A 22,789-nucleotide genomic window follows, 5' to 3' on the forward strand; every position below is an offset into this window, starting at 1 on the left:
GAGAAATTAAGCACTAGTTACGCTTGAGCTCCATCTGGTACAAAAACATAACCTAAACCCCAAACTGTTTGTAAATATCTAGGTTTAGTTGGATCATCTTCTAGCATTCGACGAAGCCTTGAAACCTGCACATCAATACTACGCTCAAGTGCAGAATAGTCACGACCACGAGCAAGGTTCATTAATTTATCGCGTGATAATGGCTCTCTTGGATGAGTCACTAAGGCTTTAAGTACCGCAAACTCACCACTGGTTAGAGGCATACTAACCTCACCTTTTTGCATTTCTCTTGTGGCTAAATTTAACTGATAGCCACCAAAGCTAATGGTGTTTTCTTCTAAAGCAGGCGCTCCTGGCGCTTCTTGAGTTTTACGACGTAATACCGCATTAACACGGGCAAGTAACTCTCTTGGATTAAAAGGTTTTGGCATGTAATCATCGGCGCCAAGCTCTAAACCAATAATTCGGTCAACCTCGTCACCTTTTGCCGTTAACATAACAATAGGAATGTTATTCGAGTTTTGACGTAAACGACGACAAATAGATAAGCCATCTTCACCTGGCAACATCAAATCAAGGACAATAAGGTGAAAGTTTTCACGTTCTAATAAACGATCCATTTGCTCTGAGTTGGCCGCAGTTCTTACCGTAAAACCTTGCTCAACAAGGTAACGTTCAAGTAGAGAGCGTAAACGCATATCATCATCTACTACTAATATTTTAGGTGTTTCTTGATTCATATTTTTGGTCATTAGCTCTATTGGCATTAAGTTCTTATACTGATATTGAGCTGATAGTTAGGTTTTTCAATGCAACTAGCTCACTCTCAGTTAATCAATTTAACTCACTATAGCGATATTATGCGTAATGAGTAAGTGACAAAAAGTAAATGCAGCCTAGCATTTGTTACAATTTATGTAGCTAGAAGGTGTTTATTAGGGGTATAGCGCTTTATTTGAGCTCCTTGCTTGGAGGCTCTTGCTTCGCTGCTATTGCAAATAATGAATAGCTTGCTCAGTCACACATTGAGTAAAACTTTTTTTGCGCTCTTCTTGAGAAAGTGCAGAAACAGCTTGTGTTACTAACCTCATTTTTTCATCCCTATCTGCCGGTGGTAAATGGGCAAGTTGGCCATGAAAACAACCAAACAAACCAAAGTTTAAGGCGATATCCGACTGCATTGTGTCATCACCTAAGCAGTTACTTAGTTTTTCCGCCAAGGTATCTCTATCCATTTCAGTAATTAGAAAATCTAAGGCATAAGTAGCGTTATCACTTTTTCGGGCGTTATTACATGCAAAAAACATATCGGCTACAGCAACAATAGGAATTAATGCTTGATGTTGCTCGCTAAAACGCTGCTTTAACCAGTCGTTATGTATTTTATTATTTGCAGCACTTGCTTCTTGCTCAGAGCTTACTGCACTATCTGAGTTCACAGAAAAAAACCAAGCATAACTCGGTTGAACATGAAAAACGTTCAAAATAAAAAGTAACTTCAATAGGCTTTTCATAGGGTTAATTTTCATAAAAGATATCTCAGGAGTAGATTAAAAATTACATTTTAACGGGTAATTAGATAGAACATTAAAAGTATTATCTATTGTGCAATATGACGAATATGATGTACATAGCCAATAAAAAAGCCTATTTCAGTTAACTGAAATAGGCTTTAACAACGTCTACATGATTAGCGCTTTGCTAATTCAAAGTACTGAGCATAAATTATGCACTTGGTGCTTGATGAATATGCACATCACGTTGTGGGAATGGAATGCTAATACCTTCTTTATCAAACTCAGCTTTCACTTTTTCCATCATCTCAAAGTAAATTCCCCAGTAATCTGCAGAGTTTGACCAAGGACGTACAAATAAGTTGATTGAACTATCGCCGTGCTCACCAACCCAAATATCAATAGGTTGATCTTTAAGGACACGCTCATCGGCTTCAAGTAAAGTACGGATAATTGATTTAGCTTTAGTAATGTCATCGTCATAACCAATACCAAACACCATATCAACACGACGTGTACCGTTAACATTAATGTTAGTTACACAGCCATTTGATAATAAAGCGTTAGGGATAATAATACGTTGGTTATCAAAAGTTTTTAAGATGGTATTAAAAATTTGAATCTCTTCTACACTACCAACAAAACCTTGTGCTTTAATCGCATCACCATTTTTAAATGGACGGAATAATAAGATTAATACACCACCAGCAAAGTTAGCTAAGCTACCTTGTAAGGCTAAACCGACAGCTAAACCAGCAGCACCTAAGATAGCAATGAATGATGCAGTTTGAATGCCGATCATAGATGCAAAAATGATTATTTGAATTGCTTTTAATAAAGTACCTAAAATACTTAGTAAAAATTGATGTAATGTAACTTCAACTTTCTTTTTCGTTAGACCTAAGCCCACTAAACCAAGTATTTTTTTGATAATAAAATTACCAATAAAATAGACAATAATGGCTAATAAAAGCTGACCACCAAAAGGAATTGCTTTTTCAACAAGCTCCTGTGCGTAATTTACAACCGTTTCTGCATTAATTTCCATGAAGTATATCCTCGTTATGGCTACCCAAAAGTTAATTTTTTAACAAATAAACTCGCTTTAACAAGTGTAACTTTTTTGTAAAATGGTGTAAATTATATTCCGTTTTATTTCTAACCTTTTATAAACATTAATATACACATTGAACCCGTATAATTAATAACATTTTAATTATTAGATCCAACCTAGGAATATATCCCCCATGACAGGCCTGCTCAATTTTATTACACATAAGTTTTTTAGAGTATTATTCGCTTTATACGTAGGCTTGTTTATGCTCATTTGGTTAGTATCGTCGCCGTTAGCCAAACACTTTATTACTCCTATACTGGCAGAACAACAATTACAGTTGTCAGACGACGCGAGTATTCGCTTCAATCCTTTTTTGATGAGAGTAACATTAGCTGATATCAATTTATCAACGATACAAAAACCAGACGAAGTCCTTTTTAGTTTAGAAGAGCTACAATTACAAGTCGCTTTATGGCAACTAGCCTTTGATAAAATAGTGATTAGTAAATTTATATTAAACCAAGGTAATGTGAAATTTACCCAACACGACAATCATCTAGTTCTTGCTGGTATAACACTACCGAATGCCGAAGATAGCACCGCCAATGATGAAGATATTAACGAAACATCTCCTGAAACCGACATTGAGCCAGCAGCAGAATTTCCATACCAATTTGTCATGTCTGATTTAATCATCAGTGATTTCTCCATTGATGTAGAAAGAGATACACAGCAACAAACAAGTAAAGCGCATCATATAGCAATTAAACAATTAGCCGTAAGCCAAGTTAAAGCAACTCCTGAAAGGCAAGAAGCAAACTTAGCGTTAACCGCGTTAATTGACCAAACACAATTAGCGCTTACCGCAAATACAGACTTAACCTTAGGTAAAGGCGATATAAACAGTAGTTTTCGCTTGAGTAATTACCCTGTTGAAAAACTAGCTCGTTATACTGAAGAGCTTAACGAGCTAAAAGGCTTATTATCATTAAGTAGTCAACAAACAGTCACCCTTAATGACAACGGTATAAATCTTCGTATTAAAAAAGCTAATTTAGGAATCCAAGAGTTACTCGTTGGCTTACCTGAACATCATTTAACTCTTAATGACTTACAATATAACTTCGCCGATCTTGAGGTTGATTTAAAAGATGAAGTACTTACCCACCTTAGCGGCAAAAGTAATATAAAACTTAATAACCTTGCCATAAACGACAATAAAACAACCGATACTATTACTTCATTTCAACAACTAGAGTTAGCCGACATCAACTTTGTGTTAGATGAAGTACCAAGTGTTTTGATTGCCGATATCGTATTGGATAACTTTCTCTTTTCTAAAAAAGCTAAGTTAAGTGATGAAGTTATACAAAAAACCATAGTCGCTATCGATGAGCTATCAGAAAAAGAAGGGGTTGATATTTCCGCCGAAGCATTAGTTAAATTACCTCCAGTGTTAGAACTAAGAAAATTAACCGTCAATGAACTTCGTATTAATGAAAAAAGTATTGCCATCAACAGCATTATTTTTGACTCATTAACCGGTGAAGTTATCGTCAAAGAAAATAAAGAACTGGCTAATTTAATCGCTTTAGCAGAGAAAACAGAACAAGATCCAATCACTGAAGGTGTTACAGTAGAGCCTAATGAACCCGAAACCACACCAGAGCAAGAGGTTGTTAGTACCGAGCCTGAACTAAAAGAAAATGCCTTTACATTTAGTTTCAATGAATTACGTTTTATTAATGAAAACTCTTTTGCGTTTAGCGACTTTAGTGTTGACCCTTTTTATCAACGTAGATTGTATTTAGATACCGTTGAACTAGGTGCATTAAGTAATAGTCCAGATAAAAAACAAGAGCAAACGCCATTTGCATTGGTAGGCCGTAGTGATAAGTATGCTAACTTTAGCTTAGCGGGTTACTTACAACCGTTTGCTGATATTGCCACTTATCACATAGAAGGCGATTTTAAAGAGTTTTCATTACCTGCTATTTCTTCTTACTTAAAAGCCTCAACAGGTATTGAAGTAAAAACAGGCCAGCTTAATACTGCTTTAAATGTCACCCTTACCGGTGATGAACTTGATGGTAATGTTGTCGTATTACTACAAGCATTAGAAACAGCATTAGTTGATGAAGAAGAAGCCGGTAATCTTATTAGTCAAGGCGCATTACCGCTTAATATGGCAATGGGCATGCTACAAGACAGTGCTGGCAACGTCGAGTTAGACGTACCACTAAGCGGCTCTACTTCTGATCCACAGTTTGGTATGAGTAGCATCGTTAGTTTGATCACTCAAAAAGCAATTATGTCTGCTACCCAAGATTATTTAATGACGACTTTCGTGCCTTACGCCAACATAGTATCTATTGCTATTACTGCTGGAGAGTTTGCCTTAAAGCTACGTTTTGATGATTTAGAATACCAAGCAAAACAAATCGAAGTTGAGGATAGCCAAAGCATTTATCTACAAGAGTTTATAGCCTTAATGCATGACAAAGAAGATACCCGAGTTACCCTTTGTGCAGTAAGTACGCCAGCAGATATTGATCTTCCTGCCGGAGTATCAGTAACAGACAAAGCAGCCATTAAAAAGTTAATAGAACTTGGTGAAAAACGTGAACATGCGTTAAAAGATTATCTGATCGAAGAAGGTAAACTACCATCATCACGTATTTTACTTTGTAAACCTAAAATAGATAGTAGCGAAGGTGCTATCCCACACATTGCTATTTCTGTTTAACAACTAAGTTGCGCGAAATTATATGAAAGTAAAAAATTTTACAAAAATGACTAGCCAAGATAATTTTATGTATCTAACTGCTGCCTTGTGCTTGTTATTACTCAGTACCTCCTTAGCGCAACAGTTTTTTCATGATTCGGTACAACGTATGGTGCAGTCAGCAACCATAGTTACCTTATTAGTCGCAGTATGGGGAGTGGAATCTAAAAATTTCTTTTTAAGAAGAGGTTTTATGTTCCCTTTCGCGATTCTAGTTTTCTCATTTTTTAGTGCTTGGCTCGATAATACCTCTTTTGACAAGTTGTATTTATTTATGCTTCTAATATTTTTTATTTTTAGTGGGCTACAAACCGCTAAACAAGTTTTATTTACTGGTGATATAGACTTCAATAAAATATTAGGCGCTATCTGTTTATATTTATTAATGGGATTATCTTGGGCGGTAATATACACCTTAATACAACTATATATTCCTAATTCATTTGTAAACATTCATTCTAATAATCAATGGTTTACTTTATTCCCTGATTTTATATATTTTTCATTTGTAACGCTTACTACCTTGGGCTTTGGTGATATTTCACCAAGCTTACCGCTTTCAAGGTTTCTTGTTTATTTTGAAGCGATTGTTGGCCAGTTTTATTTAGCTATATTAGTCGCTAGCTTAGTAGGATCGCATATGGCTAATGCCAATAACAAACGCCATAATCAAACTAAATAGGTGATTAGTCATCAGTATCAAATAAAGAGTTAAGTTAAAAAGTTAGTAGAAAATGATTTCACCAATTACCGATGTATTAATATCCGTGATTGCCTTATTTAACCCATATCACATGAGATGAAAATGACAGAGCTAAGAAAGATAGATGACGAAAAAATATATAACCGACGTACTATTGATATCGCAATAAAGCTTACTGCTTTAGCGATAGTTATGGTGTGGTGTTTTCAGATCATTAGTCCATTTATCATGATTGTTATTTGGGCTGCAATTATCGCAGTTGCTTTATACCCTCTACACAGCAAGTTAAGCGGTTGGTTAAAAGGTAATAAAAAGTTTGCTTCAATAATTATCGCCTTATTAGGCCTATCTATTATTGCTGTGCCTTCCATTAATATAGCCTCTTCCACTTTTGATTCTGCTCAGCATATTTATACTGAAATAGAAGCAGGTACTTTAAAAATACCTAAGCCTAATGACAGCATTAAAGAGTGGCCATTAGTTGGTGAAAAACTGTTTCTACTTTGGTATGAATCATCACAAGATATTCAAAAAGTAATAGAGCAACACAGCAATCAAGTAAGAGCATTATCTGAAACTTTTCTGGCTTCTGCAGCAGGCATTGGTGGTGGTATTTTACAGTTTATTGCTTCCCTAATTATTGCTACCGTATTTATGGCCAAATCGACCAGCTTACATAAAGGCGTGAGCAAACTAGCACATCGTTTGATGAATGAAAACGGCGAGAGAACAATTAATACAACCATTGCGACTATTCGTAGTGTTGCTACAGGTGTACTTGGCGTAGCAGTTATTCAATCATTATTAGCCGGTGTTGGATTAATGATTGCTGATATTCCTGGAGCAGGTATATGGGCTATCATTGTACTTATTTTAGCAATAGCACAACTTCCGCCTATTATTATTTTAGGCCCTATTGCCGCTTATTATTTTAGTGTGGCAGATACTACGCCGGCTGTTACCTTTTTAATATTTAGTATTATTGTTAGTACTAGCGACGCTTTTTTAAAGCCATTATTTTTAGGTCGCGGTATGAACATACCGATGTTAGTTATTTTATTAGGCGCTATTGGCGGTATGTTAATGTCTGGCATTGTTGGCTTGTTTGTTGGCGCTATCGCTTTAGCACTAGGTTATGAATTAATGATGGACTGGTTAGGACAAACCGCAGATGAAGAAAGTACAACAAATATCGAGAGTTAATTAAACCTGTAAAACGAGTTATTAACGCTTAAAAAAGCAGCATAATCACCCATGACTATGCTGCTTTTTTTGTTTATCTTTACTTTTAATAATTAATACCAATCCAACTAATTAAGCTCTATAAAGCGCTAACGGGTAGCTGCCCTGAGGTATTAATTACCCCAAAAACAGCATGAATACTGGCATTAAAGCCGGGACTTATCATCTGCCCAAATTCATCTTGATAAACTCTATCGTCAAAGTTTAGCAATACGACATCACTCAGTTCACTATATTGCTGTAATAAAAACGGGGATCCTTTAGCAATAAGTACCGATGCAGTATTTAGTTTCGTCGCTAAAATCAGTTGTTGTGTCAGTAAGTTGGCATAGGTCTGTTTTTGCTGCTGCCAATCTTTACTACCATAAGTGGGTTTAATTTTAGCTTTCATATCATCCATCCCACCTAAGTCAACTAAGCTCGCGGTTTTAACATCAAGTGTCGCAATAACCATATCGGCTTGAACGATAAGTTGTTCATTAATACAATTAAATTTTGCATCATCGGCAATAAAATAACTTATATTTAGATGGGATAACTCATCTGAAGCATTACCTAAGGCGTATTTCAGTGCGGAAAATTCGAGTTGATTAGCAACGATCAGGTGGATTTTTGTTATTGCCTTTGCGGATAATGGAATCACTGGGTTTTCTAGGTGTTTATTAATATTTTCAGCATCATTCGCCTTAGCCTTACGGTTATTTTTGAGTAAGGTTAACGCCGCATCAGCTAATGCTTGTTCACTCTTTAAGTGCTCTCTGGTGGCAATAGTTGCCTCTGCGTAAGTTATTTGTTTAAGAATATCGTTAATTGGCAGTTGGCAATATTGCTGTTTATAGTTATTTAATCGAATAATAGATTGCTCAAATTCAGCTAACGAGTATTCACTTAACTCAATACGTGCCTGTAATGATTTTGCCACTTGCCTAACAAATTCATAAAAGGCGGATATATCTTTTTCGCCCCTTACTTTAAAGGGCATTAATGCCAGATCAGCACCGGCAATTAATGTTTCAACGACAGCGTCATTTTCAGTAAAAAATTGACTTATACCCGCCATATCAAGCGCATCTGTCGCGATAATGCCGTCAAATGCCATTTCAATACGGAGTAAATCGGTTAGTATTTTACGCGACATAGTTGCTGGTCGAATAATTTCATCACCCTTTTTACTAATCAATATACTGTCATCAAGAGCAGGGTATTGAATATGTGCGGTCATTATCATCGCCGGTTTACTGTTTTTTATCGCCCAAGTAAAAGGTGCAAGATCAACAGCGTTTATGGTTGCTCTATCGTGATCAACCCGAGGTAAACCTAAATGGCTATCTACATGCGTATCACCATGCCCAGGAAAGTGTTTCAAGGTTGCCATTACACCTTGCGCTTGTAGCGCATTAACCGCAGCCAATCCAAGTTCGGCAACCTGCATTGCTGATTCACCAAAAGAGCGAGTATTTATTACTGGATTCTTACTATTGGTATTTACGTCAACAACTGGCGCATAATTATTGTTAATACCTAAAGCCTTTAATTCTTTACCAATAATGGCGTTCACTTGTGTAGCAAAAAAAGAACCGTGCTTAGGGTAACTTGCGCCAATAGCCATATTACCAGCAAAACCTGTCATTTTATCAAAGCGCGCAACACGACCACCCTCTTGATCTATTGAAATAATTAAAGGCTTTGCCATGTTAGATTGCATCGAGGCTTGCTGAAGGTCGTGGGTTAAGGTGACTATTTGTTTAGTGCTTTGCAAATTTTCAGCAAAGAGCACAACACCGCCAAGGGAGCTTTGCTTAATTAACTCGGCTAACGCTTCTGGCAGCTCGGTGACACCTTGTTGGCTTTTTGCAGCAGACATATCAGAGCTATAGTCACTATCCTCACAATAATAGCGAATATCAAGCGACATTCTTTGTGCAACCTTACGTTCAAATTCTGTAAGGTAATGAGTAGCTGATGATTGAATGGACATATTGTTTGCCGCGCCTGACTTGTAATGATTAGAAAAATAAAGAAATTAATTGATTACTAATGGCACAAGGCAATTACATATTTAACCAGCTTATTAATACCCATAGCCGCTTCACTTATTGACTCAGCAAGCATATAAGCGGGCGTACTCACCACTTTATAGGTTTCATCAATCACTATATCGCTCACCTCACAATCAATATGAGTTAAGCCTTTAGCGGTAATTAATTTGGCAGTAGCATTGTCTTTACCAATAGTCCCTTTAATACCGTCAGAATAAATAAGTGGCAGCATTGCTGGAGCAATACACATAAACCCTGCTGGTTTTTCAACGCTAGCAAACGATTTAGCGGCTGTTAGGATCAGCTCGTTAACACTATAATTATCACTATCTAAAGCAAAACTACTTAAATTTTTGGCCGCACCAAAACCACCAACAAAAATAATAGCGTCGAACTCTTGCTCGCTCAACTCAACAATATCTTCTACATCACCACGACCAATACGGGCAGCTTCGACAAGTACATTACGACTATCATTTTCACTCACTTCGCCAGTTAAATGATTGATAACATGATGTTGTGCAATATTAGGAGCGAAACAACGATAACTAGCACCTTGTTGCTCTATCGCTAATAAGGTCAGTACGGCTTCTTGAATTTCACTACCGTCGTACACACCACAACCACTTAAAATAACTGCTATGTTTTTCATTATATCGTCCTTTTATTTTTCTGTATCAACTAGTACATAATATTAAATTACTTATTGACCGACTTTATCATGTAAGATCAAACCGTTAAATGATTGCTATGTAACTCTTACTGACAATTGTTATAACAACAGCGACAGTATAAAGAAGATAAATTAATCACGTTAACCATATTAAAACAAAGTACATTTTTGCTATACTAAGTTAATCGCTTTAAATGATCTCATAAAGCTCTTATAAAACAATAGGCTTACATTGAAGTTAAACTGTAAGTCCAACAACTTTACAGTAACTTAGGTAGCCCAATGCAACGACTAGCCCCAGCTTTACGTCAAGACAATGTACCTCTTGATTTAATTTCATTGATCCAAGCCATTTTAACCGCATCAAAAGATATTTCATTTCGTGTTGGTCAAGGTCACTTAAACGACTTATTAGGTTCAACAGAAGATGAAAACGTACAAGGTGAAGTACAAAAAAAATTAGACGTTATCTCTAACGATTTATTAAAAGAGATTATTCTTGAGTCTGGTTTTGTTAAAGCTATTTCATCAGAAGAAGAAGACAACTGTGTTGCTGGTAACGAAGACGGTAAGTACCTTGTGTCTTTTGATCCATTAGACGGTAGCTCTAATACTGATATTAACTCATTAATCGGTACTATTTTTTCTATTCATGAAGCGCCTAGCAACTTAGCTGCAAATGATAATGACATGTTCAAACAAGCAGGTGACAAGCAAGTTTGTGCCGGTTATGTACTTTATGGTCCATCAACCATGTTAGCAATGACCACAGGTAGCGGTACGCACTTTTATGTGTTAGACAAAACCTACGGTGAATTTATTTTAGTAGAGCGCAATGTACAAGTACCTGCTGAAACTGCTGAGTTTTCTGTAAATATGTCAAATCAACGTTTTTGGCAAGCACCCATGCAAAACTACATTAATGATTTACTAGCAGGCAATACAGGCCCTCGCGGTAAAAACTTTAATATGCGCTGGATTGCCGCTATGGTTGGCGATATTCACCGTGTTTTATGTCGTGGTGGTATTTTTACTTACCCAACAGACAGCAAAGATGCAAGCAAGCCAAATAAACTACGCTTAATGTATGAAGCTAACCCAATGGCATTTTTACTTGAGCAAGCAGGCGGTTTAGCAATGACTAGCCAAGGTCGTATTATGGATATACAACCTGATAGCATCCATCAACGCGTTGAAGTGATCATGGGCTCTAAAAATGAAGTAGAGACGTGCTTAAGCTACTATAAGTAACTTTATCTGTCATACCCAAACGTATAACTTTATAACTTCGAGTAGTTGTAATCTAGGCTCTGAAAAATAAAAAAGGCTTATTGTTTTAAACAATAAGCCTTTTTTTGTTTACTTCATTAACTAATCTGAAGTCGGTTTAACTAATATTCAAACAACCTACATTTGAAACACTTTACCGTTAAGCATTAATTGCGTTTCTGAGTACTTCGCATCAAAGTTAAGGTTATTATCTTGTTTGGTGAAATATCCTTGTTCAACAAACGCTTCCACCATTGGCGATACCCCAAAAGTCTCTAAAAACGCTAACGGAATTTCCCCTTTAGCATCAGCTTCTAATGCCATAGCTATCGTCATCGCATTTAACTTACTGCTATCAATTAAGTCTTTATTCAGCGCAAAATTAAATTTGCTCGTTATTTTCCCTTGTTCGGTCACCACACTTAAGTCTGTTACTTTTAACTTAGGGTTTTTAGCAAGTATCTTTTCAGTAACATCCGCTAATACTGCCAATACCTCTTCGGACTGTGCGTCATCAAAACCACCTTGCGCCGAACTATTATTTGCAATGTCAGCCATCGCAGTATTTAATTCTTGTAAAGCATTGATATCAATTTTCTCTAGTACTAAATCTAAGTTTGGTTGCTCAAAGCTTTGTCCTGAAGCGGCAATATCTTTAGCATGATAACTTACATCTACAGTTAAAAACTCATTAGCCAGTGAAACAACTGAGTTTAATTCTGCATCGTTTAACGAAAAAATAGTATTATTTTCATCAGTCATACTCACATTCGCGATTTTAAAGTTTGCGTCACCGGTTAAAATAGCCGTTCCTGCTAAGTAATCCCCACGAGCAACTTTTTGTTGAGTAGTCATGGTTACTTTACCCATAACAAAACGTTCGTTGCTATTATTCATTTCAAGACCTTGCCAAGAAAAGTCACCTGAAATTTCATCATTATCAATAAAGCTAAATTGTGCAGATGATGGTGCGGAAACAAGTGAGCTACCGCCTTCTTCATAGCGGATCTCATCCGTTGCTATAAATGCGGTAACATCTTTGTTAAAGCCTAATAACGCACCGATATGGACTTTTTCATTCAGTAACTTAGTAATGTCTTCATCAACATCGGCAGACAATAATTTAAACTTCATTGCTGAATAGCCTAAACCAAGCTGTAAACCTTGCTCAGTAAACATTACTGGGCCAAAAGACATCGCTTCTTCTAACGCTATCGTCACTTCAGCTAAGTCGTCGCCTTCTACATTGAAAGTTAATTCCGAGGTAACATTGGCACCAAACCAGCCACTGTTATATTCAGTAGTCGTTAAAGTGATGTCATCAGATTTATTGAGTTCAACAATTGTTTTTTCACGCTCTTGCTCCACAATGTTGCCAATAAATTTAGGTGCCACGAGCAAACTAGCTGCGATAAGTCCTACGGTAATAATTGCTTTGTTCATGATTTACTATTCCCTTTTTATGGTTGCTTTTAATGCTGTTTTTTGTTCTATTTTCGGTTTTATACGTACTTTATTTAAACATTCATCCACGTAAACTTACACGCAAGTATAAGCTTAAATTTATATGCGAGGGTGAATTAGATATAATGATTAAAGTGATCGTTGACGTACTATTTCAAATAAACAAATACCGGTAGCTACCGATACATTTAAACTTGAAACAGTTCCTGCCATTGGTAGTTTTACTAATTGGTCACAGTTTTCGCGGGTTAATCGGCGCATTCCCTTACCTTCAGAGCCCATAACAAGCGCAATAGGACCAGACAGTTTTACGTCGAATAAATTTGTATCGGTTTCACCTGCGGTACCTACAATCCAAACACCTTGTTGCTGCAAGTGTTTCATGGTTCTTGATAAGTTAGTAACTTGCACTAAAGGCACACTTTCAACCGCGCCTACCGCGACTTTACGAACCGTTGGGGTAATTTGTGCTGCGTTATCTTTTGGTACTACAATCGCTTGCACACCTGCAGCATCGGCATTACGTAAACATGCACCTAAGTTATGAGGGTCGGTTACACCATCAAGAATTAACAAAAAGGCTGGTTTTTGTTTTTTCTCAGCAGCTTGAATGATATCGTCTAAATCATTTTCATTATATTGTTTGCCAGGTCTAACACGGGCAATAACACCTTGGTGTTGCTCACCTTCACTTCTTTCATCAAGTGCTTTACGGCTAACTAGTTGCGTACTAATACCATATTTTCGAGTTAAATTAATGATTGGCATCATGCGATCATCTTCACGACCTTTTAACATCCAAACTTCGATAAAGCGCTCTGGAGCTACGTTAATTAAGGCATTAATTGCGTGAATACCAAAAACTAACTCTTCATTCTTTGCCATTTCTTTTCTCTGTCTTTGACTATATATTTAATTTATATAAGTAATTAATATGTTTAAGTAGCTTAATTACTTAGCTGCATTTTTACGTGCGTTTTTACCTGGACGCTTTTTACGGGCGCCGCGTTTTTTAGCTTTACTTTTTTCTTTCGGTTTAGTTTTAGCGTCACCTTTAGGTTTAGGCTTTCTACCTTGAGGCGCTTTAGCTGCGGTGCCGTTTTGACGTGAACGGCGTCCTTTACTGCTATTTTCGCCACTACCTTCATTACGATTGTTCGCGCGATTATTACCGCGACCTTTACCTTTTACTGGAGCTTCGTATTCTGAGCCTTCAAGGCGTAAATCAATTTTCTTTTCATCAAGGTTAACAGCGGCAACTTGTACGCGTATTTCATCACCTACACGGTATTTTTTACCGCTATTTTCACCTGTTAAACATAATCTGACTTCATCAAATTGATAGAAATCTTTACCTAGTGAAGTAATGTGTACTAAGCCTTCAATGTGTAAATCTTGTAAGCGAACAAACATACCGAAGTTAGTTACGGTAGAAATAACGCCACTAAAACAATCACCAACGTGATCTTGCATAAACTCACATTTAAGCCAGTCAGCAACATCACGCGTTGCTTCATCAGCACGGCGCTCGGTCATTGAACAATGTTCACCAAGCTCAATCACTTCTTCCAAGCTGTATTCGTAAAAGCCTTCGTTGGCTTTATTTTTCGCTTCTTTTTCTAAAATAGCTTTGATAACACGATGCACAACGAGATCAGGATAACGACGAATAGGCGAAGTAAAATGACTATACGAAGGCAAGGCTAAACCAAAATGCCCTTCATTATCACTTTGATAAACTGCTTGGCGCATTGAACGCAATAACATGGTTTGAATCAATTCTTGATCAGGACGACCAGCAACTTTTGCTAAAATATCACCGTAGTCTCTTGGCTCTGGCTCTTCTTTAGCAGGAAGCTTTAAGCCCAATTCATTTAAGTAAGTAATAAAGTTACGGTATTTATCTTCACTTGGCTTGTCATGTACGCGGAATAATCCAGGTGCTTCATGTTTTTCGATAAATTTCGCAGTAGCCACGTTCGCTAAGATCATACATTCTTCAATGATCTTATGCGCGTCATTACGAATTAATGGCACAACACTGTCTATTTTTTTGTTTTCATTAAAGAGGAAAATAGATTCTTGGGTTTCAAACGCTATCGCACCCCGTTTAAGGCGAGCATCCGTTAAGGCGTGATACATTTGCTCAAGATTTTTCAAATCAGGAACAACTTGCTCATATTCTTTTGCTAACGCTTCATCACCATCAAGAATTGCCGCAACTTTAGTATAAGTAAAGCGTGCGTGCGAGCGCATAACTGCCGGATAAAACTGACTACCCGATAACTTACCTGCCGCGCTTATGGTCATTTCACACACCATACACAGTCTGTCTACATCTGGGTTTAATGAACATAAGCCATTTGATAGCTTTTCAGGTAACATCGGAATAACTTGGCTTGGGAAATACACAGAGTTGCCACGCGATATCGCTTCGTCATCTAATGCTGTGCCATTTCTTACGTAATAACTTACATCGGCAATGGCCACCCATAAACGCCAACCGCCTGATTTCTTTGGCTCACAATAAACTGCATCATCAAAATCGCGTGCATCTTCACCATCAATAGTCACCAATGGTAAATCACGTAAATCTTTACGCGGTAATTTAGAGGATTCTTCTACTTCATCAGCAATACCAGCAACTTCAGCTTGTACGGTATGTGAAAATTGGTGAGGTAAATCGTGAGCACGTAAGGCGATTTCAATTTCCATGCCTGGTGCTAAGTGATCACCTAATACTTCAACCACTTTACCAATAGTTTGTGTACGTCTAGTTGGTCTTTCAACTATTTCAACCACCACCATTTGGCCATGGCGAGCACCCTTTCGTCCTTCTGGGGTAATAAGTACTTCTTGTTTTATTTTGCTGTCTTCAGCAATAACTTTACACATGTGTGCATCGACATAAATTCGACCCACAATAGGCGCATTTCTTGGCTCGATAACTTCCAGTATTTTGACTTCTTTACGACCTTTACGATCGGCACGGTCAACCAACATGGCTTGCACAATATCACCATGAAAAACACGTTGCATTTCAAACGCAGAAATATAGAAATCTTTACCATTTTTGTCGGTTACTGAAGCATCGTCAGGGGAGAAAAAACCAAAACCATCGCGATGACCAATAACTTTGCCAGTAAGCAGGCTATTTTTTCCGGGTAAGGCATATTGTTTAAATTTATTGAAAATGATCTGACCGCTGTTTTCCATAGCACGTAAACGACGCTTTACCCCAATCAGCTGATATTCTTGATCATACTTTAAGGTTTTAATTAAGCTATTAAAGGTAGGTGGCGGCGAACACTTTTCGATTATTGAAAGCAATAATTCGCGTGAGGCAACGGGCTGTTCGTATTTTTTAGCTTCGCGTTTAGCGTGTGGATCGTTATAGGTCACTATATCAAAAGCCATCATTTAAGGATAATTGAAATCAGTATACCATTATCCACGCAATGACTAATGGTTAATTTGTATAGCTTGTTCTTTTCGCTTCTTCGACCACTTTATTTGGCATTTTACTGGCAAGATCTGCCAATAATTGACTAATTTTTTTATGAGTCGCTTTATCGTCGGTTAGTGAATGATGTAATTGCGAGTATAAAGCAGGATAATCTAACGGGCTGCCGTAACCCTCCTGATAAATACCGGCAAGGCGAATTTGTGCCGCTAAGTTGTCTAAACTTGCCGCTGTTTTTAAATACATAATGGCGCGATTAATATCTACCTGCATAAATTTACCTATATGGTAATAACGCCCTAATTGCTCTATACCTTCAGGTAAACCTTGGTCGGCGGCTAAATGCATATAATGTACGCCTAACGGAATGTCTTTTTTAACACACACACCGTAGGCTAACATATCACCCCATAAATATTGATATGACGGTAAATTGGCTTTATTTGCTCGTGCTTCAATATCTTGTACTAATTGACAATCATCAAGAACTACTTGGCTTAAGTGTTTGTTTTCTTTTATTAAGTTAAGTAGTTGGTCGTCACTATAAATTTGCACTGCTTGCATGTTTTGATTAGCAGAGAAAGCTGAGCTACTCGCAAAAAAAGTAATTAAAAATAATAATGAAATACGCATAATAATCCTATAACGGCGATAACTTACCACCTTATATCGGCAAGTAAGTATTAAGATGAAGTTTTTACGACATCAATAACTCAGGTTATTTAATAACTAAATTAACATAAGCAATTTTAACGCCAAATAAAATCGTCAATAAATGACCGAAAAATAGTAACCTTACTGTCATGGTTCACTATTGCAACTCACCATGACAGCGTATTTAAATCTAATTTACTATTTACGCATTAGTATTAGCGGCTTTTTTTTCTTTTCGCTTATCTCGCAACACTAATAAACAAGGGGTTAACACTAAAGTTAATACTGTTGCGAACGCTAGGCCGCCGGCAATAGCGGTGGCAAGCTGTGTCCACCATTGTGTGGAAGGAGCACCAAAAACTATAGTGCGTTCAAAAAAGTCTAAATTAACCTGTAATACCATAGGCATTAAACCTAAGATTGTTGTGATGGTGGTTAACATTACCGGGCGTAAACGCTGAGCGCCAGTACGTAAAATAGCATCAACTACAGCAAAACCTTCTTTACGCAATACGTTATAAGTATCTATCAGTACAATATTGTTGTTAACCACAATCCCTGCTAATGAAATAACGCCAATGCCACCCATAACAATACCAAATGGTTTTTGTACTAATAATAAGGCTAAGAATACACCAACCGTTGAGAAGATAACGGCACTCAAAATCAAGAAGGCTTGATAGAAACTATTAAATTGCGTTACTAAAATCATCGCCATAACAAACAAAGCAATACCAAAGGCGTTAACTAAGAAGGTTTGCGACTCTTCTTGATCTTCATTTTGCCCTTTAACATCAATTTCAACCGAGTAATGTAAACCCAAAGTCGGTAATTGCGCTTGCAATAAAGGTAACTCGTTTAATAACTGCGCACCTGGTATTAAGTTAGCTTGAATAGTCACCACACGCTTAGCATCAACACGATGAATAGTGTCGATTTTAGGTGCGGCTTTACGCTCAACAAAACTACCAACAGGTACTAAACCTGACGCGGTTTTTAAACGAAGTGAATCAAGTCGCGAGATATTACGTTTTTCTTCAGGGAAGCGTACGCGGATATCTAACTCATCGTCAACATCATCCGGTCGGTATTCTCCAAGCTTTAAGCCGTTAGTAACCATTTGCACACTTGAGCCAACAAGTGCGGCATCAGCGCCATAAGTTGCCGCTTTATTACGGTTAATGATTAGCTGCCACTCAATACCTGGTTTGGCACCAGTATCTTCAATATCAGTAAACTTACCTGTAGCTATTAATGCATTGCGAATAATAGCAACTGATTCATCTAATTTTTCAGGAAAACGAGAGCTGATCTCTAACTTTAAATCTTTACCACTTTGCGGGCCATTTTCATTTTTGCGTACTTCAATTTCAACACCAGCAAGATCATCTGTTAATTCATGAATAATATTAACAATTTCATCCGCAGGTGGTCTTATTTGCCAATCAACAAAATTAACTTTAAAAGTACCGACTTGATCGGTGCCACCTGTACGAGTATATAAGGTTTCTATTTCTTCTAGCGGTAGAATTCGTTGCTCGATTGAGCGCATAATAACGTCTTTCTCTGCTATTGATAAATCACCATGTGAGCGCACCACCATAGTCGCGCTTTGCGGCTCAACCTCCGGAAAGAAGTTAACACCAAGACCTGATGCGCCGTACAACCACATAACGATAAAAGAAATAGCAAAAGTACCCGCAACTATTTTCCATGGGTGTTTAATTGCCGCAGTTAGAATTCGAATATATTTACCGGTAAAACCTGTTAACTTGTCGAAATCACCTGCTTCAGCGTGATCTATTTGTTGCTGCTCAGTTTCACTGACAACTCTTGGTTTACCTATTACGGCGCCCAAAGTTGGTACAAAAACTAATGCCATAGCTAGCGAAGCTGTTAGTACTGCGATTAAGGTAAATGGTAGGTATTTCATGAATTCACCCATGATACCCGGCCAAAACATTAACGGCGCAAAAGCTGCTAGTGTTGTTGCGGTTGAGGCAATAATAGGCCATGTCATTCTGCGCGCCGCAGTGCCATATGCAGCTTTTTTACTGGTACCCTCATTCATTTGCCTGTCGGCAAATTCGGTGACAACAATAGCGCCATCAACCAACATACCTACAGCCATGATCAAACCAAATAAAACAACAATATTGACCGTCATGCCCGCTAAGGCAATCACTAAGATCCCCGTTAAAAAAGCGCCGGGAATTGCTAAACCAACCAACAGCGCACTACGTGCTCCTAAAGCAGCAATGATGACAATAACCACTAATAATACCGCTGAAAAAACATTATTTTGTAAATCAGTTAGCGTATTTTTGATCTCAATTGATTGGTCGCCAACATAATCAACTTGTACCTGTTGTGGCCATTTAACGCGGTTTTCAGTAATAATAGCTTTAACTTTTTCGACGGTTTCAATCAGGTTTTCGCCCGAACGCTTTTTAACTTCTATAGAAACTGAACGATGACCATTTAAGCGAGCAAAGCTCGTTGGATCTTTATAAGCGCGACGTACATTAGAAACATCCTGAAAGGTAATTACGCGATCACCGTCAACCTTAATTGGCAATTCTAATAAGTCTTGAATATTTTCAAAAACAGAAGGCACTTTAATCGCAAAACGGCCTTTACCTGTATCCATTGTACCTGCGGGTACTAAGCGGTTATTACGTTCAACAAGATTATAAATATCCGTTTGATCAAGTCCATAGCTTTCCATTAATAATGGGTCGACAATAATTTCCACCATGTCTTCACGATCACCACCAATATCTACTTCAAGTACTTCTTTCATACTTTCGATATGATCTGTAACATCGCGTGCTATGGTAATTAAACCACGTTCAGATACGGCGCCAGATAAGACAACAGTCAATGCTGCTTCTTGGTTAGCCATAGTTACTTCATTAACAACCGGCTCTTCGGTTTCGCTAGGTAGTTTAGATTTAGCTAGCGTTACCTTGTCACGTACATCAGCAAGGGCTTCTTTAGGATCTAAACCAGCAATAAACTCTAGAGTTACCGAGGCATGACCTTCACCCGCGTTTGAACGCATTTCTTTAATGCCGGCGATAGATTTAAGCTCATTTTCCATGGGTCTAACGAGCATACGTTCAGCATCTTCAGGAGATATACCGTCATGCACCATAGACACATAAATAATAGGAATGGTGATGTCGGGGTTAGATTCTTTAGCGATATTGTTATAAGTTACTGCGCCTGAAATAAGCAACAGCACAAACAGCATAATTACGGTACGAGTTCGGGTTAAGGCGGCTTCAATGAGCGTTAACATATCAACTCCTAACCTTGCGTTGCTGTCGTTGAGTTAACTTGCTTATTCGCGCTTTGGTTAGTCGCTTCAGTGGTATTGTCAAAAACAGCATCAACAGTATCGCCTTCACGAACAAAGCCTTGACCCAACACAATAATATCAGCTTGCGCGCCAAGGCCTGTTAACCAAATACCGTCACTTTCACTTTTAATGATTTCAATGGGAGTAAATTGCACAACAGAGTCTTTAACTGATTTAACGCCAATATTACCTTTTTCATCTAAGGCAAGTAAGGCCGGAGATATTTTGATTGCCGACATTTCATCTAAATCAATAGTTAGCTCACCACTTAAACCAGCTAACAACTGCATATTTTTGTTTTCTATTTCTACTTCAATTTTAAAAGTATTGGTTGCATCATTACCAACACTGGCAATATAACGAAGTTTGCCTGGTGCTTTATCACCATTTAATAAACTTACTTGCGCTAATTGACCAACCGATAATTGACTGATTTGTTGCTCAGTAACATGGGCACGCACAATAAGTGGGTCTAAATCAGCAATCATCGCAATATTGTCACCTGATTTTACATAATCACCCACTTCAACATAACGACTGTTAAGAATACCGGTAAAAGGAGCTTTAATAACCGCATTAGCAATATTCAATTCTAACCGTTCAATATCAGCTTTTACTGATTCAAGAGCCGCAAACGATTGCGCTAATTGCACCTTACCTTGATAACCATTTTTATTTAATGCTAAAGCGCCTTGGTATTCTACTTCACGTTGTTGTAATAACGCATTGCTACTACTTAGCTTAACGGGTAAATCATTTAAGGCTATTTTAGCAATCACTTGACCTTTGTTAACTTTTGACCCTCTTTTTGCCAATATTTCAACGATTTTACCGTCAATTTCCGATTTCAGTGTTACGCTACGATCGGGTTCAGTGCGACCATATAGCTCAATAACTTGATGTATATTACTAGCATATCGAGTCTCCACTTTTACTTGCGCAGTCACCTCTTCGACATTGTGACTTGGCGTATTAGCTTTTAATGTTGCTTTTTGTTCATTCGCACTAGGGCCAGAGGCCATCCAAAAAAGTAGAATGATGCTAGTGGTAATCGCGATAAGGTAGGGGCGCTGAGCGATCCAACGAGAGTTAAAAGTAAGTTTCATGAACATGACTCCAAATGTAGATACCTATATATTAACTTATTTTTAGCCTAATAATAAAAATAATGGCTTAAAAATATTTAATAGTGGTAGATACAAAAATACCGACAATTGTCGGTATTTAATAGGTCAATCATTAGCTAATAAGTTAAGTTAGATTGAGAATGATGAACCACAACCACAAGTTGTTGTTGCGTTAGGATTATTAACCACAAAACGGCTGCCTTCTAGGCTTTCAAGGTAATCTACCTCACCATCAACAAGGTATTGTAAACTCATAGGGTCAATGACCATAGCCACACCTTGCTTTTCAATAGTTAAATCACCTTCATTTACTTTTTCATCAAAAGTAAATCCGTAAGAAAAACCTGAACAACCACCACCAGTAACATAAACACGTAGTTTAAGTGCCGGATTTTCTTCCTCGGTAACAAGAGACAACACTTTATTTGCGGCTGCATCGGTAAATTTAATAGGTAATTCAAGATCTGACATGGTGCTCAACTTAGTACTTAAAGTACGAAAAACTACGTTAAAAAGATGATTAACGTGAATAAAACTGGGTGTTAAAAATTAGGAGATAAACTCATAACGTTAATTATCTTAAACCTGACTAATTTAATCAAGTATTATTCACGTCTTTGATTTACAACTTAGATAAAATAAAATCTATCGAGCAACTTGCCATTGCACTTGTTTTTCTTTTTTTGCATATTTTTGCCAACGCGATTTAGTCATAATCGCCGACACTAGGATACTTTCAGGGGAGAAGTCAGCTGGCAGTGTAAATTCGCCACTGATAATTTGAAAATATTGAAAGCTGAAATTAAAGTCTTTTTTATCCAGCTCAGTCACATCAGCTAATTTAAATGTAACTACTTGCCCATCTTGCTGACCAATAAAGTTTAATTCAATATAGCCTTTACTATATCTTCGCCTTAATTGCTGCTGCACCAAAGCTACTTGAAAACGATATTTATGGGGAGTTAGAGTATTTACTATTTTAATACTTTCAACAAGCAAACCTTCAGCTTGCTTTTCTGGCGCCATCACTTTTTCATAAAAAGCGATTTGTTTTCTTACCTCAAAATTTTCTTCTGCTGATTTTTTAAGTAACTCTTGGGCTTGATTGTTAGCAAGTTGTTCAATAACTAATTCAACTTCTAAACTGTGAATACGTGCAACATTTAACTCTTCTTGCTGATAGAGTTGTTCTAAGCGCTGTTTTTGTTGTTCAAGAGTCGTCACTTGAAAGTGATGATAATAATTACCTAAACGATAACCCGTAAAAAGGCACAGGCCAATGACAGTACATAAAAGTAAAGCTGATTTGAAGCTGCCTAAGCGCTCAACAACCACCGCAAGATTTATTTTTGCTAACCATTTCATTTGTAAAGTATTATAATCCTGTCATGATAATTTCAATTGCTTCAATAAGAAAACAGCTCGCTTTGCCCAA

At 37.4% G+C, this 22,789-nt stretch carries 17 protein-coding genes; 4 read left to right on the forward strand and 13 right to left on the reverse strand.

Annotation, left to right across the window (positions count from 1 at the left end; all coding sequences use genetic code 11):
- Positions 1-17: 17 nt before the first annotated feature.
- The 3 genes from ompR to KO502_RS06485 all read right to left on the reverse strand — a co-directional run bounded on the left by ompR (position 18) and on the right by KO502_RS06485 (position 2,562).
- Positions 18-767, reverse strand: a complete 750-nt coding sequence (gene ompR, locus KO502_RS06475) for a two-component system response regulator OmpR (protein WP_289846776.1) — start codon at positions 765-767, stop codon at positions 18-20.
- A gap of 222 nt (positions 768-989) precedes the next feature.
- Positions 990-1,529, reverse strand: a complete 540-nt coding sequence (locus KO502_RS06480) for a hypothetical protein (protein WP_252730552.1) — start codon at positions 1,527-1,529, stop codon at positions 990-992.
- Positions 1,530-1,725: 196 nt separating this feature from the next.
- Complete coding sequence (locus KO502_RS06485; protein WP_216021746.1) at positions 1,726-2,562, reverse strand: mechanosensitive ion channel domain-containing protein; 837 nt, start codon at positions 2,560-2,562, stop codon at positions 1,726-1,728.
- Between the two features lie 271 nt (positions 2,563-2,833).
- Between KO502_RS06485 and KO502_RS06490 the strand changes: the two genes are divergently transcribed.
- The 3 genes from KO502_RS06490 to KO502_RS06500 all read left to right on the forward strand — a co-directional run bounded on the left by KO502_RS06490 (position 2,834) and on the right by KO502_RS06500 (position 7,262).
- Positions 2,834-5,317, forward strand: a complete 2,484-nt coding sequence (locus KO502_RS06490; RefSeq protein WP_252730553.1) for a DUF748 domain-containing protein — start codon at positions 2,834-2,836, stop codon at positions 5,315-5,317.
- A gap of 22 nt (positions 5,318-5,339) precedes the next feature.
- On the forward strand, positions 5,340-6,038 hold the full coding sequence (locus KO502_RS06495) for a potassium channel family protein (RefSeq protein WP_252730554.1): 699 nt from the start codon (positions 5,340-5,342) through the stop codon (positions 6,036-6,038).
- A 123-nt stretch (positions 6,039-6,161) separates the two neighbouring features.
- Complete coding sequence (locus tag KO502_RS06500; protein WP_216021748.1) at positions 6,162-7,262, forward strand: AI-2E family transporter; 1,101 nt, start codon at positions 6,162-6,164, stop codon at positions 7,260-7,262.
- Positions 7,263-7,380: 118 nt separating this feature from the next.
- Here the strand turns inward: KO502_RS06500 and KO502_RS06505 are convergent, their stop codons facing one another.
- Both KO502_RS06505 and elbB read right to left on the reverse strand, forming a co-directional pair.
- On the reverse strand, positions 7,381-9,279 hold the full coding sequence (locus KO502_RS06505; RefSeq protein ID WP_216021749.1) for a glycoside hydrolase family 3 N-terminal domain-containing protein: 1,899 nt from the start codon (positions 9,277-9,279) through the stop codon (positions 7,381-7,383).
- 56 nt (positions 9,280-9,335) lie between these two features.
- Complete coding sequence (gene elbB / locus KO502_RS06510) at positions 9,336-9,992, reverse strand: isoprenoid biosynthesis glyoxalase ElbB (protein WP_216021750.1); 657 nt, start codon at positions 9,990-9,992, stop codon at positions 9,336-9,338.
- Positions 9,993-10,295: 303 nt separating this feature from the next.
- Here elbB and KO502_RS06515 point away from each other — a divergent pair, with 303 nt between their 5' ends.
- The gene (locus KO502_RS06515) at positions 10,296-11,264 is read left to right on the forward strand and encodes a class 1 fructose-bisphosphatase (RefSeq protein WP_216021751.1); all 969 of its coding nucleotides are present in this window, start codon (positions 10,296-10,298) and stop codon (positions 11,262-11,264) included.
- A gap of 156 nt (positions 11,265-11,420) precedes the next feature.
- Here the strand turns inward: KO502_RS06515 and KO502_RS06520 are convergent, their stop codons facing one another.
- The 8 genes from KO502_RS06520 to KO502_RS06555 form a co-directional block, all read right to left on the reverse strand.
- The gene (locus KO502_RS06520; RefSeq protein ID WP_216021752.1) at positions 11,421-12,725 is read right to left on the reverse strand and encodes a DUF945 family protein; all 1,305 of its coding nucleotides are present in this window, start codon (positions 12,723-12,725) and stop codon (positions 11,421-11,423) included.
- Positions 12,726-12,875: 150 nt separating this feature from the next.
- Positions 12,876-13,631, reverse strand: a complete 756-nt coding sequence (gene rlmB, locus KO502_RS06525) for a 23S rRNA (guanosine(2251)-2'-O)-methyltransferase RlmB (RefSeq protein WP_216021753.1) — start codon at positions 13,629-13,631, stop codon at positions 12,876-12,878.
- Positions 13,632-13,697: 66 nt separating this feature from the next.
- Positions 13,698-16,166 (reverse strand): ribonuclease R, encoded by a 2,469-nt coding sequence (rnr, locus tag KO502_RS06530; protein WP_252730556.1) that lies wholly within the window; start codon positions 16,164-16,166, stop codon positions 13,698-13,700.
- A gap of 49 nt (positions 16,167-16,215) precedes the next feature.
- Positions 16,216-16,842: a tetratricopeptide repeat protein gene (locus tag KO502_RS06535; protein ID WP_216021754.1), complete on the reverse strand. Its 627-nt coding sequence runs from the start codon at positions 16,840-16,842 to the stop codon at positions 16,216-16,218.
- 223 nt (positions 16,843-17,065) lie between these two features.
- Positions 17,066-20,167 (reverse strand): efflux RND transporter permease subunit, encoded by a 3,102-nt coding sequence (locus KO502_RS06540; RefSeq protein ID WP_216021755.1) that lies wholly within the window; start codon positions 20,165-20,167, stop codon positions 17,066-17,068.
- Between the two features lie 8 nt (positions 20,168-20,175).
- Positions 20,176-21,333: an efflux RND transporter periplasmic adaptor subunit gene (locus tag KO502_RS06545; protein ID WP_216021756.1), complete on the reverse strand. Its 1,158-nt coding sequence runs from the start codon at positions 21,331-21,333 to the stop codon at positions 20,176-20,178.
- 150 nt (positions 21,334-21,483) lie between these two features.
- Positions 21,484-21,834: an iron-sulfur cluster insertion protein ErpA gene (gene erpA / locus KO502_RS06550; RefSeq protein WP_354668310.1), complete on the reverse strand. Its 351-nt coding sequence runs from the start codon at positions 21,832-21,834 to the stop codon at positions 21,484-21,486.
- Between the two features lie 165 nt (positions 21,835-21,999).
- A complete protein-coding gene (locus KO502_RS06555; RefSeq protein WP_216021758.1) occupies positions 22,000-22,719 on the reverse strand; it encodes a DUF6776 family protein in 720 nt (239 codons plus the stop codon).
- Positions 22,720-22,789: the final 70 nt, after the last annotated feature.

It is taken from the genome of Colwellia sp. E2M01, assembly GCF_018860585.1.
Classification (GTDB): domain Bacteria; phylum Pseudomonadota; class Gammaproteobacteria; order Enterobacterales; family Alteromonadaceae; genus Colwellia.

Bases quoted from the DNA above. Each gene is read 5' to 3' on its own strand.
- ompR (WP_289846776.1), bottom strand. From the start codon at position 767: ATGCCAATAGAGCTAATGACCAAAAATATGAATCAAGAAACACCTAAA.
- KO502_RS06480 (WP_252730552.1), bottom strand. From the start codon at position 1,529: ATGAAAATTAACCCTATGAAAAGCCTATTGAAGTTACTTTTTATTTTG.
- KO502_RS06485 (WP_216021746.1), bottom strand. From the start codon at position 2,562: ATGGAAATTAATGCAGAAACGGTTGTAAATTACGCACAGGAGCTTGTT.
- KO502_RS06490 (WP_252730553.1), top strand. From the start codon at position 2,834: ATGCTCATTTGGTTAGTATCGTCGCCGTTAGCCAAACACTTTATTACT.
- KO502_RS06495 (WP_252730554.1), top strand. From the start codon at position 5,340: ATGAAAGTAAAAAATTTTACAAAAATGACTAGCCAAGATAATTTTATG.
- KO502_RS06500 (WP_216021748.1), top strand. From the start codon at position 6,162: ATGACAGAGCTAAGAAAGATAGATGACGAAAAAATATATAACCGACGT.
- KO502_RS06505 (WP_216021749.1), bottom strand. From the start codon at position 9,279: ATGTCCATTCAATCATCAGCTACTCATTACCTTACAGAATTTGAACGT.
- elbB (WP_216021750.1), bottom strand. From the start codon at position 9,992: ATGAAAAACATAGCAGTTATTTTAAGTGGTTGTGGTGTGTACGACGGT.
- KO502_RS06515 (WP_216021751.1), top strand. From the start codon at position 10,296: ATGCAACGACTAGCCCCAGCTTTACGTCAAGACAATGTACCTCTTGAT.
- KO502_RS06520 (WP_216021752.1), bottom strand. From the start codon at position 12,725: ATGAACAAAGCAATTATTACCGTAGGACTTATCGCAGCTAGTTTGCTC.
- rlmB (WP_216021753.1), bottom strand. From the start codon at position 13,631: ATGGCAAAGAATGAAGAGTTAGTTTTTGGTATTCACGCAATTAATGCC.
- rnr (WP_252730556.1), bottom strand. From the start codon at position 16,166: ATGATGGCTTTTGATATAGTGACCTATAACGATCCACACGCTAAACGC.
- KO502_RS06535 (WP_216021754.1), bottom strand. From the start codon at position 16,842: ATGCGTATTTCATTATTATTTTTAATTACTTTTTTTGCGAGTAGCTCA.
- KO502_RS06540 (WP_216021755.1), bottom strand. From the start codon at position 20,167: ATGTTAACGCTCATTGAAGCCGCCTTAACCCGAACTCGTACCGTAATT.
- KO502_RS06545 (WP_216021756.1), bottom strand. From the start codon at position 21,333: ATGAAACTTACTTTTAACTCTCGTTGGATCGCTCAGCGCCCCTACCTT.
- KO502_RS06555 (WP_216021758.1), bottom strand. From the start codon at position 22,719: ATGAAATGGTTAGCAAAAATAAATCTTGCGGTGGTTGTTGAGCGCTTA.